The sequence below is a fragment of the Kocuria kalidii genome, assembly GCF_044462225.1.
Lineage (GTDB): Bacteria > Actinomycetota > Actinomycetes > Actinomycetales > Micrococcaceae > Kocuria > Kocuria kalidii.
Genome location: NZ_JBISWJ010000044.1, coordinates 17047 through 32183, shown reverse-complemented (window position 1 = coordinate 32183; position 15137 = coordinate 17047). Strand labels below are relative to the sequence as shown.

The following is a 15137-nucleotide window of genomic DNA, read 5'->3' as shown; positions in this document are numbered from 1 at the left end:
CCCCGGGTGGTGCGGATCGGCGTCAGAGCCTGCGGCCGGCGGTGAGGGAGGCGGTCATGAACTCGGCGACGACCTGCTGGGAGATGGCCACGTCCAGGACGAACACGCCCTCCTGGTGGGTGTCCAGCCAGTCCTGCAGCACCTGGAGGTCGGCAAGGGTGGTGGCCTTGGTCCCGGCCGCGCCCATGGCCCGGCCCAGGGCGGAGAAGTCGACCTCGTCGATGAGCATCGCGGTGGGGTCCAGGCCCTTGGACGCGTACTGGTGCAGCTCGGCCCCGTAGGCGGAGTCGTTGAGCACCACGACCACCCCGTGCCGGGTGGCGCGCAGGAACGTCTCGAGGTCGGCCAGGCCCATCAGCCCGCCGCCGTCGCCGGAGAAGAACACGGTGGTCCGCTCGGGGCGGGCCACCGAGACCCCGGCCGCCGAGCCGAAGCCCAGTCCGATGGACTGGAAGGCGGTGCCGACCAGGACCATGGCCTGCGGGTCCGGCACCGAGAGGTACATCGGGGCCCAGCCGATGAAGTGGCCCCCGTCCATCACCACCGACCGGTCCGCGGGGAGGATGTGCTCCAGGGCCGCGACCACGGCCCTCGGGTTGAGGCGGCCGTCGGGGCCGAACTCGGCCGGGTCCTCCACCGGGGCGGAGCCGCGGAAGGCGTCCCCGGCGACCTCGGGGGCCGCCGCGCGCCAGGTGCGCTGCGGGTCGGCGGCCGGGGTGCGGGCCAGCAGCCCGGCCAGGGCCACCTGGAGGTCGGCGCGGAGGTAGTCGGTGACGGCCGGGTGGGCCGTTGCCGTCTCGGGTTCGTTGTCGATGCGGATCATCCGGGTGCCCTCGGCGAAGAGGGTGCCGTAGCGGGACTGGAAGGCGTTCAGGGACGCCCCGGCGACCAGCACCAGGTCGGCCTGGCGGGCGGTGGCCAGGCGGTGGTCCCGGGTGAAGCCCCCGGCGATGCCCAGGTTCCAGGGGGAGTCCACGGCGTTGGTGGCCATCACCGAGGTCATGAACAGGGCCCCGAGCCGGTCGCCGAGCTCGGCCAGCTCGTCGGCGGCCCCGGCCAGCAGCACCCCGCGCCCGGCCAGGAGCAGCGGGCGCTCAGCGGCGCGCAGCAGCCCGGCGATCCGGTCCAGCTCCTCGGGGCCGGCGTGCCAGGCCGGCTTCGCCGGCAGCGGCTCCAGCCCCACCGGGTCCACCAGCGCGGCGGTGGCGCAGTCGTAGGGGATCGCCAGGACCACCGGCTGGACCGTCTGCACGGCCAGGTCGAAGGCCCGGTGGGTGATCGCCACCGCGTTGTCCGGGGTCGCCACGAGCGTGCTGACCCCGACGGCGGCGGCGGCGCCGCTCTGGTCGATGTCGAAGGGCCGGGCCCCGGTGGTCGGGGCGTCGCCGACGACGAGGACCAGGGGGATGCGGGCCATCCGGGCCTCGGCCAGGGCGGTGTAGGTGTTGGTGAACCCGGCCCCGTAGGTGGTCGTCGCGGCCCCGACCCGGCCGGTGGCGCGGTGGTAGGCGTCGGCCATCGCCACGGTGGCGGCCTCGTGCCGGGCGGAGGTGAACCCGAAACCGCGGGAGGTCAGCGAGCTGATCAGGTGCGCGTTGCCGTTGCCCATCAGGCCGAACAGGTGGTCGGTGCGCGCGGCCAGCACATCGGCCACCGCCGTCGAGACCGTGGGGAGCAGGGGGTCGGTGGTCATGGGGAGGTCCTTTCGGCGGGTCTCCGGTGGGAGCCCCGGGGCGGGAGCGGGGTGTGCTCGGGGAGGGCCCGCACGGGCGGAGCCGCCCGCCCGCACCCGTGGGTGCGGACGGGCGGCTCGGTGCTCGGCCGGGGCCGCGGGGTCAGTCGCGCCGCTTCTCGGCGGCCTCCGCGGCGGTGAGGATCTCGGCGGCCTCGGGGTGCTCGGAGACGTAGTCCTGGTGGACGTCCTGGACGTGCAGGTCGATCTCCTGGATGTTCTTCGGCACCATGGACACGGCGATGAACGAGACGATCGCGATGCCGGCGATGTAGGCGCCGATCGTCCAGGACATCCCGGTCTCGTCGAGCAGCAGCTGCGCGATCATCGGGGCGAACGCACCGCCGATGATCGAGCCGAGTGCGTAGCCGATCGAGACGCCCGAGTAGCGCACGCGGGCCGGGAACATCTCGGCGTAGAGGGCCGACTGCGGTCCGTAGGACGGGCCGAGGCCCATGGTGAGGATCACGATGGCCAGGGCGAACAGCGGCAGGGACGCGGTGTTGAGCAGGAACCACATCGGCACGGCCCACAGGATGATGATGCCGTAGCCGATCTGGAAGGTGCGCACGCGCCCGATCTTGTCCGAGATCCAGCCGCCGAACATCGTGAAGACGAGCCAGCCCACGCCGCCGATGAAGGTGGCGATGAGGGTCTGCGAGCGGGGCATGCCCAGCACGTTGGTTCCGTAGGAGGCGAAGAACGCGATGACCAGGTAGCCGGCGGCGTTGTTCGCGGCGAAGATCAGGGCCGCGAGCGTGACCTCCTTGGAGTTGTGCTTGAACAGCTGGCCCAGGGGAGCGGAGGACTCCTTCTTGCGCAGCTGCATCTCCTTGAACACCGGGGACTCGTCGACGGTCTTGCGGATCAGGTAGCCGACCACGATGAGCAGCACGGAGGAGAGGAACGGGATGCGCCAGCCCCACGCCTGGAAGTCCTCGGGGGTCATCATCGAGGTGAGGGCGAACATGAAGCCCGTGGCCAGGAGCATGCCGATCGGCACGCCGATCTGCGGGTAGGCGCCGAAGAGCCCGCGCTTGTTCCGCGGGGCGTGCTCGACGGACATCAGGGCCGCGCCGCCCCACTCGCCGCCGGCGGAGAAGCCCTGCATGATGCGCAGGATCACGAGGAAGATCGGGGCCCAGATCCCGATCGTGGCGTAGGTGGGCAGCAGGCCGATCAGCATCGTCGCGACGCCCATGCCCACCAGGGTCAGGACGAGGACGATCTTGCGGCCGTACTTGTCGCCCAGGTGGCCGGCGACGACCGCCCCGAGCGGGCGGAACAGGAAGCTGATGCCCAGGGAGGCCCAGGCGACGACCTGGGCGAGGCCGGCGCTGTCCTCGTTCAGGGGCGCGAAGTACAGGGGGGCCAGGACGAAGGCCGCGGCCTGGGCGTAGATGAAGAAGTCGTACCACTCGATGGTGGTGCCCACGAGGGTGCCGGCGAGGACCTTGCGCTCCTCGCGCGACATCTCGTGCCGCCCGGCCGGGGCGGAGGAAGTGTGGGCCATGGGATCTCCAGTGTGGTCGGGGACGGTGACGTCCTCGCGGAACCGAACGAGTAATAACCGAACGTTCGGTAGTTCAAGGAGATCCTACGGGTCGAGGTGACCCCTGTCACTATCGGTGCGGAACCATCGGGATCTGTAGCACCAATGTGACACGGGCCGCCCGGGCACGGCCGTGGCCGTCCACGGACCGCCCGCCCGGACCGAGGCCCCACCGGCCCGGGCGTCGCCCGCCGGACGCGGCCGGGCCCGGTCCTCCCGAGGAGGACCGGGCCCGGCGGCGGGGGCGGGGGCTCAGCCGAAGAGCCGGTCCGACGCCAGGCGAGCGCCCTCCACGAGGGACCCGAGCTTGGCCCACGCGATCTGCGGGTGCAGGCGCCCGCCCAGTCCGCAGTCGGTCGACGCGACGACGTTCTCGCGGCCCACCACGGAGGCGAACTGCTCGATCCGGTCCGCCACCAGTTCGGGGTGCTCCACCACGTTCGTCGAGTGCGAGACCACGCCGGGGATGATCACGCGGCCCTCGGGCAGCTGGTGGTCCCGCCAGACCTTCCACTCGTGGGCGTGGCGGGCCGAGGCCCCCTCGAACGTGTAGCCGCCGGCGTTGATGGTCAGCATGAGGTCCACGATGTACTTCAGCTCGAGGTCCGTGGTGTGCGGTCCGTGCCAGGAGCCCCAGCACAGGTGGAAGCGGACCTGCTCCTCGGGGATCCCGCGCAGCGCGTGGTTGAGCGCCTCCACGCGCAGCCGCGTGAACGCCAGGTAGTCCTCGACCGTGGGCTCCGGGTTGACCTGGTCCCACGACTCCGCGATGGAGGGGTCGTCGATCTGCACGATCAGCCCGGCGCCGGTGATCGCCAGGTACTCCTCGCGCATCGCGTCGGCGCACGCGTACACGAGCTCCTCGTCGGTCCGGTAGTACTCGTTGGTCACGCGCGCGCAGGAACCGGGGGAGAGCGCGGCCACGAAACCGGTCTCCGCGCCGGTGGCCGCCATGGCGGCCCGGAGGTTGCGGACGTCCGAGGCCACGGCGTCCTGGCCCGTATAGGTCAGCGGGCCGGTGATCTTCGGCTGCGTGGTGGAGGAGCGGCCCGTGAGGATGCCCGACGCCGGGTCCTCGTACGCCTCCCGGAAGCGCTCGCGGTCCCGGCGGTCGGGAAAGCTCGTGAGCACGATGTTGCCGGGCGAGGAGCGCTTCTGCACCGTGGAGGCCCAGCGGTCCTCGTCGGACGGGGTGAGTCCGCCGAGGCGGGAGAAGGAGTAGTTCCACCAGGCGCCGTAGTCGACCGCGCTGGACATGGTGTGCCCGTACTCGCCGTCGTTGACGACGTCCACGCCGGTCTCGCGCTGCCGGCGGACCACGTCCTCGACCCCCACGGCGAGCTCGTCCGTGAGCCGCTCGACGTCGATGGCCCCCTCGGCGTGCTGCCGGTTCGCCTCGAGCAGCCGCGGGGTGCGCGGCAGCGAGCCCACGTGGGTGGTCCGCACGCGATCGGTGTTCTGCATGGTCATGGGTGTCCTCCCGGGAACTGGGGTTGGCGCAGGGGGTGCGACAGAGGGGTGCGGCAGGGTGCGCGGGCGGCGGGTCAGGCCCAGAGCCGGCGCGTGGCCAGCTCGGCGCCGCGGGCGAGCGTCTCGAGCTTGGCCCACGCGATCTGCGGATGGATGCGACCGCCCAGGCCGCAGTCGGTCGAGGCGATGACGTTCTCCCGGCCCACGTGGCGGGCGAACCGCTCGATCCGGTCGGCCACCAGCTCGGGGTGCTCCACGACGTTGGTGGCGTGGGAGACGATCCCCGGGATGATGACCTTGCCCTCGGGCAGCTCGTGGTCCTGCCAGACCTTCCACTCGTGCTCGTGCCGGGCGTTGGCGGCCTCGAAGCTGTAGCCGCCCGCGCGGATGGAGAGCATGAGCTCCACCAGGTGCTCGAACCCGAGGTCCGTGGTGTGGGGCCCGTGCCAGGAGCCCCAGCACAGGTGGAAGCGGACCTGCTCCTCCGGGATGCCCTCGAGGGCGTAGTTGAGGGCCTCGACGCGCCTGCGGGTGAACGCCAGGTAGTCCTCCACGCTGGGCTCGGGATTGACCTGGTCCCAGGTCTCCGCGATGGAGGGGTCGTCGATCTGCACGATCAGCCCGGCGTCGGTGATCGCCCGGTACTCCTCGCGCATGACCTCGGCGCAGGCGGTCAGGACCTCGTCCTCGTCCGCGTAGTGGGTGTTCTCGAGGCGGGCGCACGAGCCCGGGGACAGCGCGGCGAGGTAGCCCTCGCTCGCGCCGGTGGACTCCAGGGCGGCCTTGAGGTTGCGGATGTCGGCCTCCAGCGCCGCGTGGCCCGTGTACTTCAGCTTCCCGGTGATCTTCGGGAACGGCGCCTGCTTGCCGACGGTGATCCCCGAGGCCGGGTCCGTGTAGGCGTCGCCGAAGGCCTGCCGGTCCCGGCGGTCCCCGAAGCTCGTCAGCACCACGTTGCCGGGGCTCGAGCGCTGCGGCTCCTGCTCCCAGAGGTCGACGTCCCCCGGGGTGAGGCCCGAGATCCGGGCGAAGACGTAGTGCCACCAGGCGCCGTAGTCGACCTCCGAGGCCATGACGTGGCCGTACTCGCCGTCGTTGACGACGTCGACCCCGAGGTCGTGCTGCCGGCGGACCACGTCGGCCACCGAGTCCTGGAGGAGCCGGTCGTACCCGGCCTCCGGGGCGGCGCCCCTCGCCCGGTTCGCCCCGAGCAGCGCGGGGGTCCGGGGGAGGGACCCGGCGTGGGTCGTGAGGATGCGGTCGGCGCTGTGCAGCACGGGGCGTACGTCCTTTCCATCGGTCCTGGCGGTAGCACCGGGGCGGAGGGCTCGGGGGCCCTCTGCGCGGGTTGCTGCGGCGTCGTCGAGCCAGGTCTCTCGGCCGCTCTGGATGGTGACCCTGTCATCCAAGCGCACGCGTGCGGATTGCGCCATTCGGCGCCCGGATGACGCACATGACGCCGTGTGACGCGGTCCGGGGCCGGCTCGCGGTCGGCGTCGTCCTCCCGAACATGGCCCGGGTCACATAGCGTGGCGGTGATCCGTGCCCCTCACCCCGCGGGCACGACGGACCAGAGGGAGGACTTCCATGTCCCAGACGCACCAGCAGCGCGACCTCGAGGGCCGCACGGCGCTCGTCACCGGCGGTGCGAGCGGCATCGGCCTGGCGGCGGCCAGGGCCCTCGCCGGCTCGGGCGCCCACGTGGTGGTGGCCGACGTCGACGAGGCCGGCGCGCAGCGCGTCGCCGACGAGCTCGGCGGCCGCGCGTGGGCCGTCGACCTGCTCGACACCGCGGCGCTCGCGGACCTGAGCCTCGAGGTCGACGTCCTCGTGAACAACGCCGGGATCCAGAAGGTCGCTCCCGTCCAGGAGTTCGACCCCGCGGACTTCCACCGGATCCTCGTGCTGATGCTGGAGTCCCCGTTCCTGCTGGTCCGCGCCGCGCTGCCGCACATGTACGCCCGGGGGTGGGGCCGGGTCGTCAACGTCTCGTCCGTCCACGGCCTGCGCGCCTCGCCGTACAAGAGCGCCTACGTCTCGGCGAAGCACGGACTGGAGGGACTGTCCAAGACCGTGGCGATGGAGGGCGCCGCCCACGGGGTGACCAGCAACTGCGTCAACCCCGGCTACGTGCGCACCCCGCTCGTCGAGAAGCAGGTCGCCGACCAGGCGAAGGTGCACGGCATTCCCGAGTCCGAGGTGGTGGAGCGGATCATGCTCGCCGAGACGCCCGTCAAGAAGCTCGTGGACCCGGAGGACGTCGGCAGCCTCGTGGCCTGGCTGGCCGGCCCGCACGCCTCCATGGTCACCGGGGCGTCCTACACGATGGACGGCGGCTGGACGGCGCGCTGACGTCCCGCCCCGCCGCCGGGGAACCGGCCCGGCGGCGGGCCGGCCGCTCTCCGTCCGGCCGCTCTCCGGCGGCCGGCCGGGCCGTCCGGCCGTGCACCGTCCGGCGGTGGGCCGCCCGCTCAGCGGTGGCCCAGCTCGCGGGAGAGCCGGTGGGCCTCCGTGAGCAGGGCCCGTCCCAGGGGCTCCCGGCGCTCGCCGGTGAACCGGGGCTCGATGCCCGTGAGGCTCAGCGCGTACACGGGCGCTCCCGTGGCGTCGAAGACCGCCGCGGCCATGCCCCAGCTGCCCTCGACGATCAGCCCCGGGTTCACCGCGAAGCCCTCCCGCCGCACGTCGGCGAGCAGCTCCCGGATCCGCTCGGGCGTGTGCTGGGGCCCCCACCCGGCGCGGGCCCCGGCCGTGGCGGCGAGGACCCGGTCCACCTCCGCGTCCCGCAGGTGCGCCAGGACGGCCAGCCCGGCCGAGGCCACGCCGAGCGGCAGCCGCAGTCCCTCGTAGAGGACGTGCGAGCGGATGGGGAAGGCGCCCTCCACGCGCGCCAGGCAGACGGTCTCCAGCCCGCGGCGGACGGAGAGGAACGCGCTCTCGCCGGTGGACTCCGCGAGCCGGCGCAGCGAGGGCCCGGCCAGCTCCCGGATCGGGAAGCGGTGGGCCGCGACGGCGCCCAGGACGTACAGCTCCGGGCCCAGCTGCCAGGTGCCGGTCCCGGCGGCGCGGTCCACGAGGCCCTCCTCGGCCAGTCCCGTGAGCAGCCGGTGCACGGTGGGGCGGGTCAGCCCGGTCCCGGCCGCGAGCTCCGCGACCGTGCTGCCCTGCTCCCGCCCCGCGACGGCCCGCAGCAGCTGGCCCACCCGGTGGACCACCTGTGTCCCCGAACCCGTCGTCCGCTCCAGTCCCATGACTCCACTATATGGACACCGAGGGCATGATCGGCCGGATGCTGAGGAGAAGTGCCGTCATCCCGGCGGTGCTGTTGACCGGTATGTGGAGGCTCCCTAGATTGAGTGCTGGATCACAGTCGGACGACAGGAAGGGGCGAGGGTGTCCAAGGTCAGGAACAGCGCCGCCGAGCTGCTGGCGGAGAGCCTGCGGGACGGCATGACGCTCGCCGTGGGCGGGTTCGGGCTCAGCGGGATCCCCCGGGACCTCATCGACGCGGTGCGGGACTCCGGGGTCACGGACCTCACGGTGGTCTCCAACAACATGGGCGTGGACGGCAAGGGCCTCGGGGTCCTGCTCGAGAACCGACAGGTCCGGAAGGTCCTCGCCTCCTACGTGGGCGAGAACAAGCTGTTCGCCCAGCAGTACCTGGACGGCGAGCTCGAGGTCGAGTTCAATCCGCAGGGCACGCTCGCCGAGCGGCTCCGGGCCGGCGGCGCGGGCATCCCCGCCTTCTACACGAAGACCGGCGTCGGCACCCTCGTGGCCGAGGGCAAGCCGCACACCGAGTTCGACGGCGAGACCTACGTGCAGGAGCGCGGCATCGTCGCCGACGTCGCCCTGGTCCACGCCCACACCGGCGACGCCGACGGCAACCTCGTCTACCGCTACACCGCGCGCAACTTCAACCCGGTGGTCGCCACGGCCGGACGGGTCACCGTCGCCGAGGTCGAGCACCTCGTCGAGGTCGGCGGGATCCACCCGGACCACGTCGCGACCCCCGGGGTCTACGTCCAGCACGTGGTGCAGTACAGCGGCGCCCCCAAGGACATCGAGCAGCGCACCGTCCGCCCGCGGCCCGCGGCGGCCGGGACGTCCTCCCAGCGAAACGGAGACCAGGCATGAGCTGGACCCGCGACGAGATGGCGGCGATCGCCGCCGTCGAGCTCTCCGACGGCGACTACGTCAACCTCGGCATCGGCATCCCCACCCTGGTGGCCAACAACCTGCCCGAGGGCGTGGACGTGGTGCTCCAGTCCGAGAACGGGGTGCTCGGCATGGGCCCGTTCCCCTACGAGGGCGACGAGGACCCCGACCTCGTCAACGCCGGCAAGCAGACCATCACCCTGCAGCCCGGGGCCTCGATCTTCGACTCCGCCACCTCCTTCGGGATGATCCGCGGCGGCCACGTCAAGATCGCGATCCTCGGTGCCATGCAGGTCTCCGGCACCGGCGACCTCGCCAACTGGATGATCCCCGGCAAGATGGTCAAGGGGATGGGCGGGGCCATGGACCTGGTGGCCGGCACCCCGCGCGTCGTCGTGCTGACCGAGCACGTGACCAAGGGCGGCGCCGCGAAGATCAAGACCGAGTGCGACCTCCCGCTCACCGGGGTGCGCGTGGTCGACCGCATCATCACGGACCTGTGCGTGTTCGACGTCGAGGACGGCGGGCTCGTGCTGCGCAGCCTCGCCCCCGGGGTGACCGAGGACGAGATCCGCGAGAAGACCGAGGCGTCCTTCCGCACCGACCTGCAGGACGTCACCCCCGACACCGTCCCCACCGAGACCGCCGCCGCACCCGGCGGCACCGAGGAGAACCGATGAGCACCGCCACCGACGTCGTCGTCCTGTCCGGCGCCCGCACGCCCCAGGGCAAGATCCTCGGCCAGCTGGCGTCCTTCACCGCGGCCGAACTGGGCGCCCACGCCATCCGTGCCGCGCTCGAGCGAGCCGGGATCGCCCCCGAGCAGGTGGACTACGTGGTCATGGGCCACGTCCTGCAGGCCGGCGCCGGCCAGAACCCCGCCCGGCAGGCTGCCGTGGCCGCGGGCATCCCGCTGGGCGTGCCCGCCGAGACCGTCAACAAGGTCTGTCTCTCCGGGCTCGTCGCCATCACCAACGCCGCCCGGCTGATCCGGGCCGGCGAGGCCGAGGTCGTCGTGGCCGGCGGCCAGGAGTCCATGACCAACGCCCCGCACCTCGCGGCCGGTGTGCGGCAGGGCAAGGGCTACGGCGACCTCGTGCTCGAGGACGCCGTGGCCAAGGACGGTCTCGTCGACGTCGCCGCGTGCGTGTCCATGGGCTCCCTCACGGAGTCCGGCAACAGCGAGCGCTCGATTCCCCGCGAGGAACAGGACCGGGTGGCCGCCCAGAGCCACCAGCGCGCGGCCCGCGCCACGGAGGACGGCGTCTTCCGCGACGAGATCGCCCCTGTCACCGTCCCGCAGCGCAAGGGCGATCCGCTGGTCGTGGACTCCGACCAGGGCGTCCGGCCGGAGTCCACGGCGGAGTCGATGGCGAGGCTGCGCCCGGCGTTCGCGGGAGACGGCACCATCACGGCCGGCAACTCCTCGCCCCTGTCGGACGGCGCGGCCGCCGTGGTGCTGACCACCCGCGGGTACGCCGAGCGCCACGGCCTCGAGCACCTGGCCGTGCTCGGCGCCCCCGGCCAGGTGGCCGGGCCCGACACCTCGCTGCACTCCCAGCCGTCCCGGGCGATCCAGGCGGCGGTGGCGAAGGCCGGCTGGTCCGTGCAGGACCTGGACTTCATCGAGATCAACGAGGCGTTCGCGTCCGTCCTCATCCAGTCGCTGCGGGACCTCGACTACCCGATCGAGCGGGCGAACATCCACGGCGGGGCCGTGGCCGTCGGTCACCCGATCGGCGCCTCCGGGGCGCGTCTGGCGCTGCACGCGGCCCTCGAGCTCTCCCGCCGCGGGTCCGGCAAGGCCGCGGTGTCGCTGTGCGGCGGCGGCGGTCAGGGCGAGGCCCTGCTGCTCTACCGTGACTGACCCGCACCGGGTGGGCGGGGTCGGTCGCGGTCACCCGGCGCCGACGCCCTGCTCGTCGGGCTCCGGTCGCAGCAGGTCGGCGCTCGACGGCACGCGCGAGTGGTACCTCCGGTCGATCATGGTGTTGGCCGCCCACGCCAGCAGGTCCCGCTCACGGGTCGGCAGGTCCAGGCACTGGTGCAGGTACGCCTCGACCTCGAGCTCGTCGGCGGTCCCGCCGAGGCAGAGGTAGCGGACCCAGAGCCGCCGGCTCCGGATCGAGGCCCGCTCGAGCGACTCGTGCAGCCGGACGGCTTGTTCCCGGCCCAGGGAATCATCCATCGTCGTTCCTTCCGTGCAGTGGGGGAGGGGGGTGTGGGCCGGTGGCCCGGACTCCTCGCGGAGCGGGCACCCGCACCCACGTGCTCCACGGTAGAAAAGCGGGGGCACCCGAACCACGCAATTAGCGGAGGTACACCATTGTGTCCCCGTGTGAGGACAACGTCCGGCAGCCGGGCGGCGTCGGGACCGCGCGGTGCGCAACGGCCTCCGCGCCGCCCGACGCGCCGCGTGCGCCCGCGGCCTCGGCGTCGGGAGGAGCGAGCGGCCCGGTCGGGGGGCGCGGTGCGCACCGACCGGGTCAGGAGCCGACGACCGCGCCGTACAGCTCCTCGAAGCGGTCGCGGACGGCGCGGTAGTGCTCCGCGCTCCCGGGCGAGGGCTCGTGCGCCGGACCACAGGGCGGGCGGGCCCGCTCCACGTCCGGGGCGAGGGTCTCCAGGGCGAGCAGGGCGGTGCCGCGCAGCGTCGCCCGCTTGAACTCGGCCCGTGCCACCGGTTTCCCGAGGGCGTCGGCCAGGAGCTGGAGCAGCTCGGGGACGTCCTGCGACGCGCTGCCGGAGGCGAGCACCTGCTCCACGCCGCCGGCGACGTCCTCGAGCTGGTCGGCCACCCGGGCGTAGGAGACGGCGACGCCCTCGAGCACCCCGCGGGCGAGGTCGGCACCGGTGCTCGCGGCGGAGACGCCGGCGAGCACGGCGCGGGCGCCGCCGGCCCAGCCGGTCGAGCGCTCGCCGGTGAAGAACGGCAGCACCACGGGAGTGCCCTCGGCCACCTCGGCGGCGGCGACGTCCGAGAGCGTCGTGTCCTCCGGCAGGGCCACCGTGCTCTCGAGCCAGCTGATCGCCCGGCCGACGTCGTTGAGGGCGCCGCCCAGCAGGCACCGCCCTTCGTCCACGCGGTAGCACCACAGCCCGGGCGGCACCCGCTCCGGGATCCGGTGCAGCAGCACGCGCGCGGCCCCCGAGGTGGCGGTGGAGACCACCATCGTCGAGGCGTCGGCGCCGCCGGTGCCCAGGTTGGCGCTCAGCCCGTCGGCCACCGGGGCGAACCAGGCCGCGCCCTCGAGGACGGGCCACCGCTCGGTCACGGAGGCGGCGACGTCCGGGATCGGCTCGTGCGGATCGGCGAGGGGGTTGAAGTGCTCGGCGTCCAGACCGCAGGCCAGGAGCAGGGGCTCGTCCCACTGGCCCGTGCGGCGGTCCAGCATCCCGGTCCACGCGGCGGTGGCGGTCCCGGCGCGCGCGGTGCCCAGCAGGCGCAGGTGCACGTACTCGCCCAGGGACATCCAGCGCCGTGCCCGCTCCCACGCGTCCGGGTCCGTCTCCCGCAGCCACCGCAGGCGCGGGGCCAGGTACGACGTGTGCAGACGGGCGCCGGTGCGCTGCAGGGTCGAGGGCTCGTCGAGCTCCTCGCGCAGCCCGGCCAGCTGCTCGGCGCACCGCGAGTCGGCGTAGGTGAAGCACGTGGTGACCGGCTCGCCGTCGGCCCCGACCCCCACGAGCGAGGACGCGAAGGTGTCCAGGGCGACGCCCGCCACCCTCCCGGTCAGCGCGGGGTCGGCCAGGACGAGGTCGAGGATCGCCGCGAGCTCGTCCGTCACCTGGTCGGGGTCGATCACGGACGTCCCGTCCGACGCCGTCGTGAACTCGTGCTCGATCTTGTGCCGGTAGCCCCGCACCGGGGTGCCCGTGGCGTCGTGCAGGCCGCCGCGGCTCCCCGTGGAGCCGACGTCGAGGGCCATCACGAGCGGGTCCGCCGCGTCCTCCAGCTCCACGCTGAAGTCGGCGCCGTCGTCCGGCCGTGGGGGCGTCGGGTGGTCGCTCATGGGTCGGCTCCTCCTGAGGGATGCGCAGTTGGCCCCAGTGTAGGAGGACGGTGGGCTCGTCCGGCCACATCGTGAGACGCCCGTCCGCCCGTCAGGACGTTGCGGCTGCGAAGCGTATTCTGGACGGCGGATCGCCGACGGCCGGCCCCGGGTGCTCCGCCCCCGTGCGCCGACCGTCCCGCCACCGGAATCCCTCGACCCAGGAGACACCGCACCGTCATGCCCCACCTCCGCTCCCGCACCTCGACCCACGGCCGCAACATGGCCGGCGCCCGCGCCCTGTGGCGCGCCACCGGCATGGGCGACGACGACTTCGGGAAGCCGATCGTCGCGATCGCGAACTCCTACACGCAGTTCGTCCCGGGTCACGTGCACCTCAAGGACATGGGCGACCTCGTGGCCTCCGCGGTCCGGGAGGCCGGCGGCGTGGCCAAGGAGTTCAACACCATCGCGGTCGACGACGGCATCGCGATGGGCCACGACGGCATGCTCTACTCCCTGCCCTCCCGCGACATCATCGCGGACTCCGTGGAGTACATGGTCAACGCGCACCGGGCCGACGCCCTGGTCTGCATCTCCAACTGCGACAAGATCACCCCCGGCATGCTGCTGGCCGCGCTGCGGCTGAACATCCCCGTGGTCTTCGTCTCCGGGGGGCCCATGGAGTCCGGCGAGCCCGTCGAGGGCGTCGTGGAGCACCGGCTGGACCTGGTGGACGCGATGTCCAAGGCCGTCGACGAGTCCGTCACCGACGAGCAGCTGGGCCAGATCGAGCGCAACGCCTGCCCCACCTGCGGATCCTGCTCCGGCATGTTCACCGCCAACTCGATGAACTGCCTCACCGAGGCGCTCGGCCTGTCCCTGCCCGGCAACGGCACCACGCTCGCCACCCAGGTGGCCCGCAAGGAGCTCTTCCTCGAGGCCGGCCGACGGGTGGTGGACCTGTGCCGCCGGTACTACGACCAGGACGACGAGTCCGTGCTGCCGCGCAACATCGCCACCAGGGCCGCGTTCGAGAACGCCATGGCCCTCGACATCGCCATGGGCGGGTCCACCAATACGATCCTGCACATCCTCGCCGCCGCCCGGGAGGGCGAGATCGACTTCGCCCTCCCGGACATCGACGCCCTGTCCCGCCGGGTGCCCTGCCTGTGCAAGGTGGCGCCGAACTCCACCCGCTTCCACATCGAGCACGTGCACCGCGCCGGCGGCATCCCCGCGATCCTCGGCGAGCTGCGCCGCGCCGGGCTGCTCAACGAGGACGTGCACACCGTGCACGCGCCCGACCTGGCCTCGTGGCTCGACGAGTGGGACGTCCGCAGCGGCACGGCCTCCGCGCGGGCGCAGGAGCTGTTCCTGGCCGCCCCCGGCGGCGTGCGCACGACGCAGGCGTTCTCCACGGCCAACCGGTTCGAGTCCCTGGACCTCGACGGCGAGGACGGCTGCATCCGGTCCGTGGCGCACGCCTACACCCGGGACGGCGGACTGGCGATCCTCTACGGCAACATCGCCGAGGACGGGGCGGTCATCAAGACCGCCGGCATCGACGAGGAGCTGTTCCACTTCGTGGGCACGGCGTTCGTGGTCGAGTCCCAGGACGAGGCCGTGTTCGAGATCCTCTCCAAGAACGTGCGGCCCGGTGACATCGTGGTCATCACCCACGAGGGGCCCAAGGGCGGCCCCGGGATGCAGGAGATGCTCTACCCGACCTCCTACCTCAAGGGCCTCGGCCTCGGCCGGGAGTGCGCGCTCATCACCGACGGCCGCTTCTCCGGCGGCACCTCCGGCCTGTCGATCGGGCACATCTCCCCGGAGGCCGCCGCCGGCGGCGCCGTGGGCCTCATCGAGACCGGCGACGGGATCGAGATCGACGTCGCCCGCCGCGTGCTGCGCGTGGACGTGGACGACGCCACCCTCGCCGCCCGCCGCCGGGCCAGGGGCGCGGCGCCGTGGTACCCCACGAAGCCGCGCGAGCGCCAGGTCTCCAAGGCCCTGCGCGCCTACGCCTCGATGGTCACCTCCGCGGACAAGGGCGCCGTGCGCGTCGTCTGACCGGCTGCGCCCCTCCCGCACCTTCCGCGGGGCTGCGGCCGGCGGCGACCGCGCACCGTCCGGTCGCCGCGGGCCGCCTCCACTACAGTTCCGTCAGGGCGCGCAACCGCTGCGCCCGGTCGTTCACGCGGGCCCCGCAGACCCCACGCCGGGGACCCGC

12 protein-coding genes and 1 riboswitch are annotated in these 15137 nt (G+C 73.1%); of the genes, 5 read left to right on the top strand and 7 right to left on the bottom strand.

Annotated features, from left to right (window positions below; all coding sequences use genetic code 11):
• Nucleotides 1–22: 22 nt before the first annotated feature.
• The 4 genes from ACH9D3_RS06745 to ACH9D3_RS06730 all read right to left on the bottom strand — a co-directional run bounded on the left by ACH9D3_RS06745 (nt 23) and on the right by ACH9D3_RS06730 (nt 6031).
• Nucleotides 23–1693 carry a thiamine pyrophosphate-binding protein gene (locus tag ACH9D3_RS06745; protein ID WP_396410342.1) on the bottom strand — a complete coding sequence of 557 codons (1671 nt, stop codon included), beginning with the start codon at nt 1691–1693 and terminating at the stop codon, nt 23–25.
• Between the two features lie 142 nt (nt 1694–1835).
• Nucleotides 1836–3245 (bottom strand): MFS transporter, encoded by a 1410-nt coding sequence (locus ACH9D3_RS06740; protein WP_396410341.1) that lies wholly within the window; start codon nt 3243–3245, stop codon nt 1836–1838.
• Nucleotides 3246–3536: 291 nt separating this feature from the next.
• Nucleotides 3537–4754, bottom strand: a complete 1218-nt coding sequence (locus tag ACH9D3_RS06735) for a cobalamin-independent methionine synthase II family protein (RefSeq protein ID WP_396410340.1) — start codon at nt 4752–4754, stop codon at nt 3537–3539.
• 74 nt (nt 4755–4828) lie between these two features.
• On the bottom strand, nt 4829–6031 hold the full coding sequence (locus tag ACH9D3_RS06730; RefSeq protein WP_396410339.1) for a cobalamin-independent methionine synthase II family protein: 1203 nt from the start codon (nt 6029–6031) through the stop codon (nt 4829–4831).
• A gap of 13 nt (nt 6032–6044) precedes the next feature.
• Nucleotides 6045–6150, bottom strand: a riboswitch (SAM riboswitch).
• Nucleotides 6151–6341: 191 nt separating this feature from the next.
• Here ACH9D3_RS06730 and ACH9D3_RS06725 point away from each other — a divergent pair.
• Nucleotides 6342–7106 (top strand): 3-hydroxybutyrate dehydrogenase, encoded by a 765-nt coding sequence (locus ACH9D3_RS06725; protein ID WP_396398728.1) that lies wholly within the window; start codon nt 6342–6344, stop codon nt 7104–7106.
• Nucleotides 7107–7225: 119 nt separating this feature from the next.
• On the opposite strand, the gene ACH9D3_RS06720 is transcribed toward ACH9D3_RS06725, so the two are convergent.
• Nucleotides 7226–8005, bottom strand: a complete 780-nt coding sequence (locus ACH9D3_RS06720) for an IclR family transcriptional regulator (protein ID WP_396398727.1) — start codon at nt 8003–8005, stop codon at nt 7226–7228.
• Between the two features lie 142 nt (nt 8006–8147).
• Between ACH9D3_RS06720 and ACH9D3_RS06715 the strand changes: the two genes are divergently transcribed.
• From ACH9D3_RS06715 to ACH9D3_RS06705, 3 genes are read left to right on the top strand one after another with little or no spacing between them, the layout of a single operon-like run.
• Nucleotides 8148–8891: a 3-oxoacid CoA-transferase subunit A gene (locus ACH9D3_RS06715; RefSeq protein WP_396410338.1), complete on the top strand. Its 744-nt coding sequence runs from the start codon at nt 8148–8150 to the stop codon at nt 8889–8891.
• Nucleotides 8888–9592, top strand: coding sequence for a CoA transferase subunit B (locus ACH9D3_RS06710; RefSeq protein WP_396398725.1), 705 nt, complete (start codon nt 8888–8890; stop codon nt 9590–9592). The genes ACH9D3_RS06715 and ACH9D3_RS06710 overlap by 4 nt, the downstream gene beginning before the upstream one ends.
• Nucleotides 9589–10779 (top strand): acetyl-CoA C-acetyltransferase, encoded by a 1191-nt coding sequence (locus ACH9D3_RS06705; protein ID WP_396398724.1) that lies wholly within the window; start codon nt 9589–9591, stop codon nt 10777–10779. Before ACH9D3_RS06710 ends, ACH9D3_RS06705 begins: the two co-directional genes overlap by 4 nt.
• A gap of 30 nt (nt 10780–10809) precedes the next feature.
• On the opposite strand, the gene ACH9D3_RS06700 is transcribed toward ACH9D3_RS06705, so the two are convergent.
• Both ACH9D3_RS06700 and ACH9D3_RS06695 read right to left on the bottom strand, forming a co-directional pair.
• Entirely contained in the window at nt 10810–11100 is a 291-nt protein-coding gene (locus ACH9D3_RS06700; protein ID WP_396398723.1) for a hypothetical protein, read from the bottom strand.
• A 298-nt stretch (nt 11101–11398) separates the two neighbouring features.
• Nucleotides 11399–12925 (bottom strand): FGGY family carbohydrate kinase, encoded by a 1527-nt coding sequence (locus tag ACH9D3_RS06695; protein ID WP_396410337.1) that lies wholly within the window; start codon nt 12923–12925, stop codon nt 11399–11401.
• A gap of 219 nt (nt 12926–13144) precedes the next feature.
• Between ACH9D3_RS06695 and ilvD the strand changes: the two genes are divergently transcribed.
• Nucleotides 13145–14977 (top strand): dihydroxy-acid dehydratase, encoded by a 1833-nt coding sequence (gene ilvD / locus ACH9D3_RS06690; RefSeq protein ID WP_396410336.1) that lies wholly within the window; start codon nt 13145–13147, stop codon nt 14975–14977.
• Nucleotides 14978–15137: the final 160 nt, after the last annotated feature.

What these genes read in the sequence shown, in the direction of transcription:
- ACH9D3_RS06695 (WP_396410337.1), bottom strand. Translation starts at nt 12,925, where the DNA reads ATGAGCGACCACCCGACGCCCCCACGGCCGGACGACGGCGCCGACTTC.
- ACH9D3_RS06700 (WP_396398723.1), bottom strand. Translation starts at nt 11,100, where the DNA reads ATGGATGATTCCCTGGGCCGGGAACAAGCCGTCCGGCTGCACGAGTCG.
- ACH9D3_RS06710 (WP_396398725.1), top strand. Translation starts at nt 8,888, where the DNA reads ATGAGCTGGACCCGCGACGAGATGGCGGCGATCGCCGCCGTCGAGCTC.
- ACH9D3_RS06735 (WP_396410340.1), bottom strand. Translation starts at nt 4,754, where the DNA reads ATGACCATGCAGAACACCGATCGCGTGCGGACCACCCACGTGGGCTCG.
- ACH9D3_RS06740 (WP_396410341.1), bottom strand. Translation starts at nt 3,245, where the DNA reads ATGGCCCACACTTCCTCCGCCCCGGCCGGGCGGCACGAGATGTCGCGC.
- ACH9D3_RS06725 (WP_396398728.1), top strand. Translation starts at nt 6,342, where the DNA reads ATGTCCCAGACGCACCAGCAGCGCGACCTCGAGGGCCGCACGGCGCTC.
- ACH9D3_RS06705 (WP_396398724.1), top strand. Translation starts at nt 9,589, where the DNA reads ATGAGCACCGCCACCGACGTCGTCGTCCTGTCCGGCGCCCGCACGCCC.
- ilvD (WP_396410336.1), top strand. Translation starts at nt 13,145, where the DNA reads ATGCCCCACCTCCGCTCCCGCACCTCGACCCACGGCCGCAACATGGCC.
- ACH9D3_RS06745 (WP_396410342.1), bottom strand. Translation starts at nt 1,693, where the DNA reads ATGACCACCGACCCCCTGCTCCCCACGGTCTCGACGGCGGTGGCCGAT.
- ACH9D3_RS06720 (WP_396398727.1), bottom strand. Translation starts at nt 8,005, where the DNA reads ATGGGACTGGAGCGGACGACGGGTTCGGGGACACAGGTGGTCCACCGG.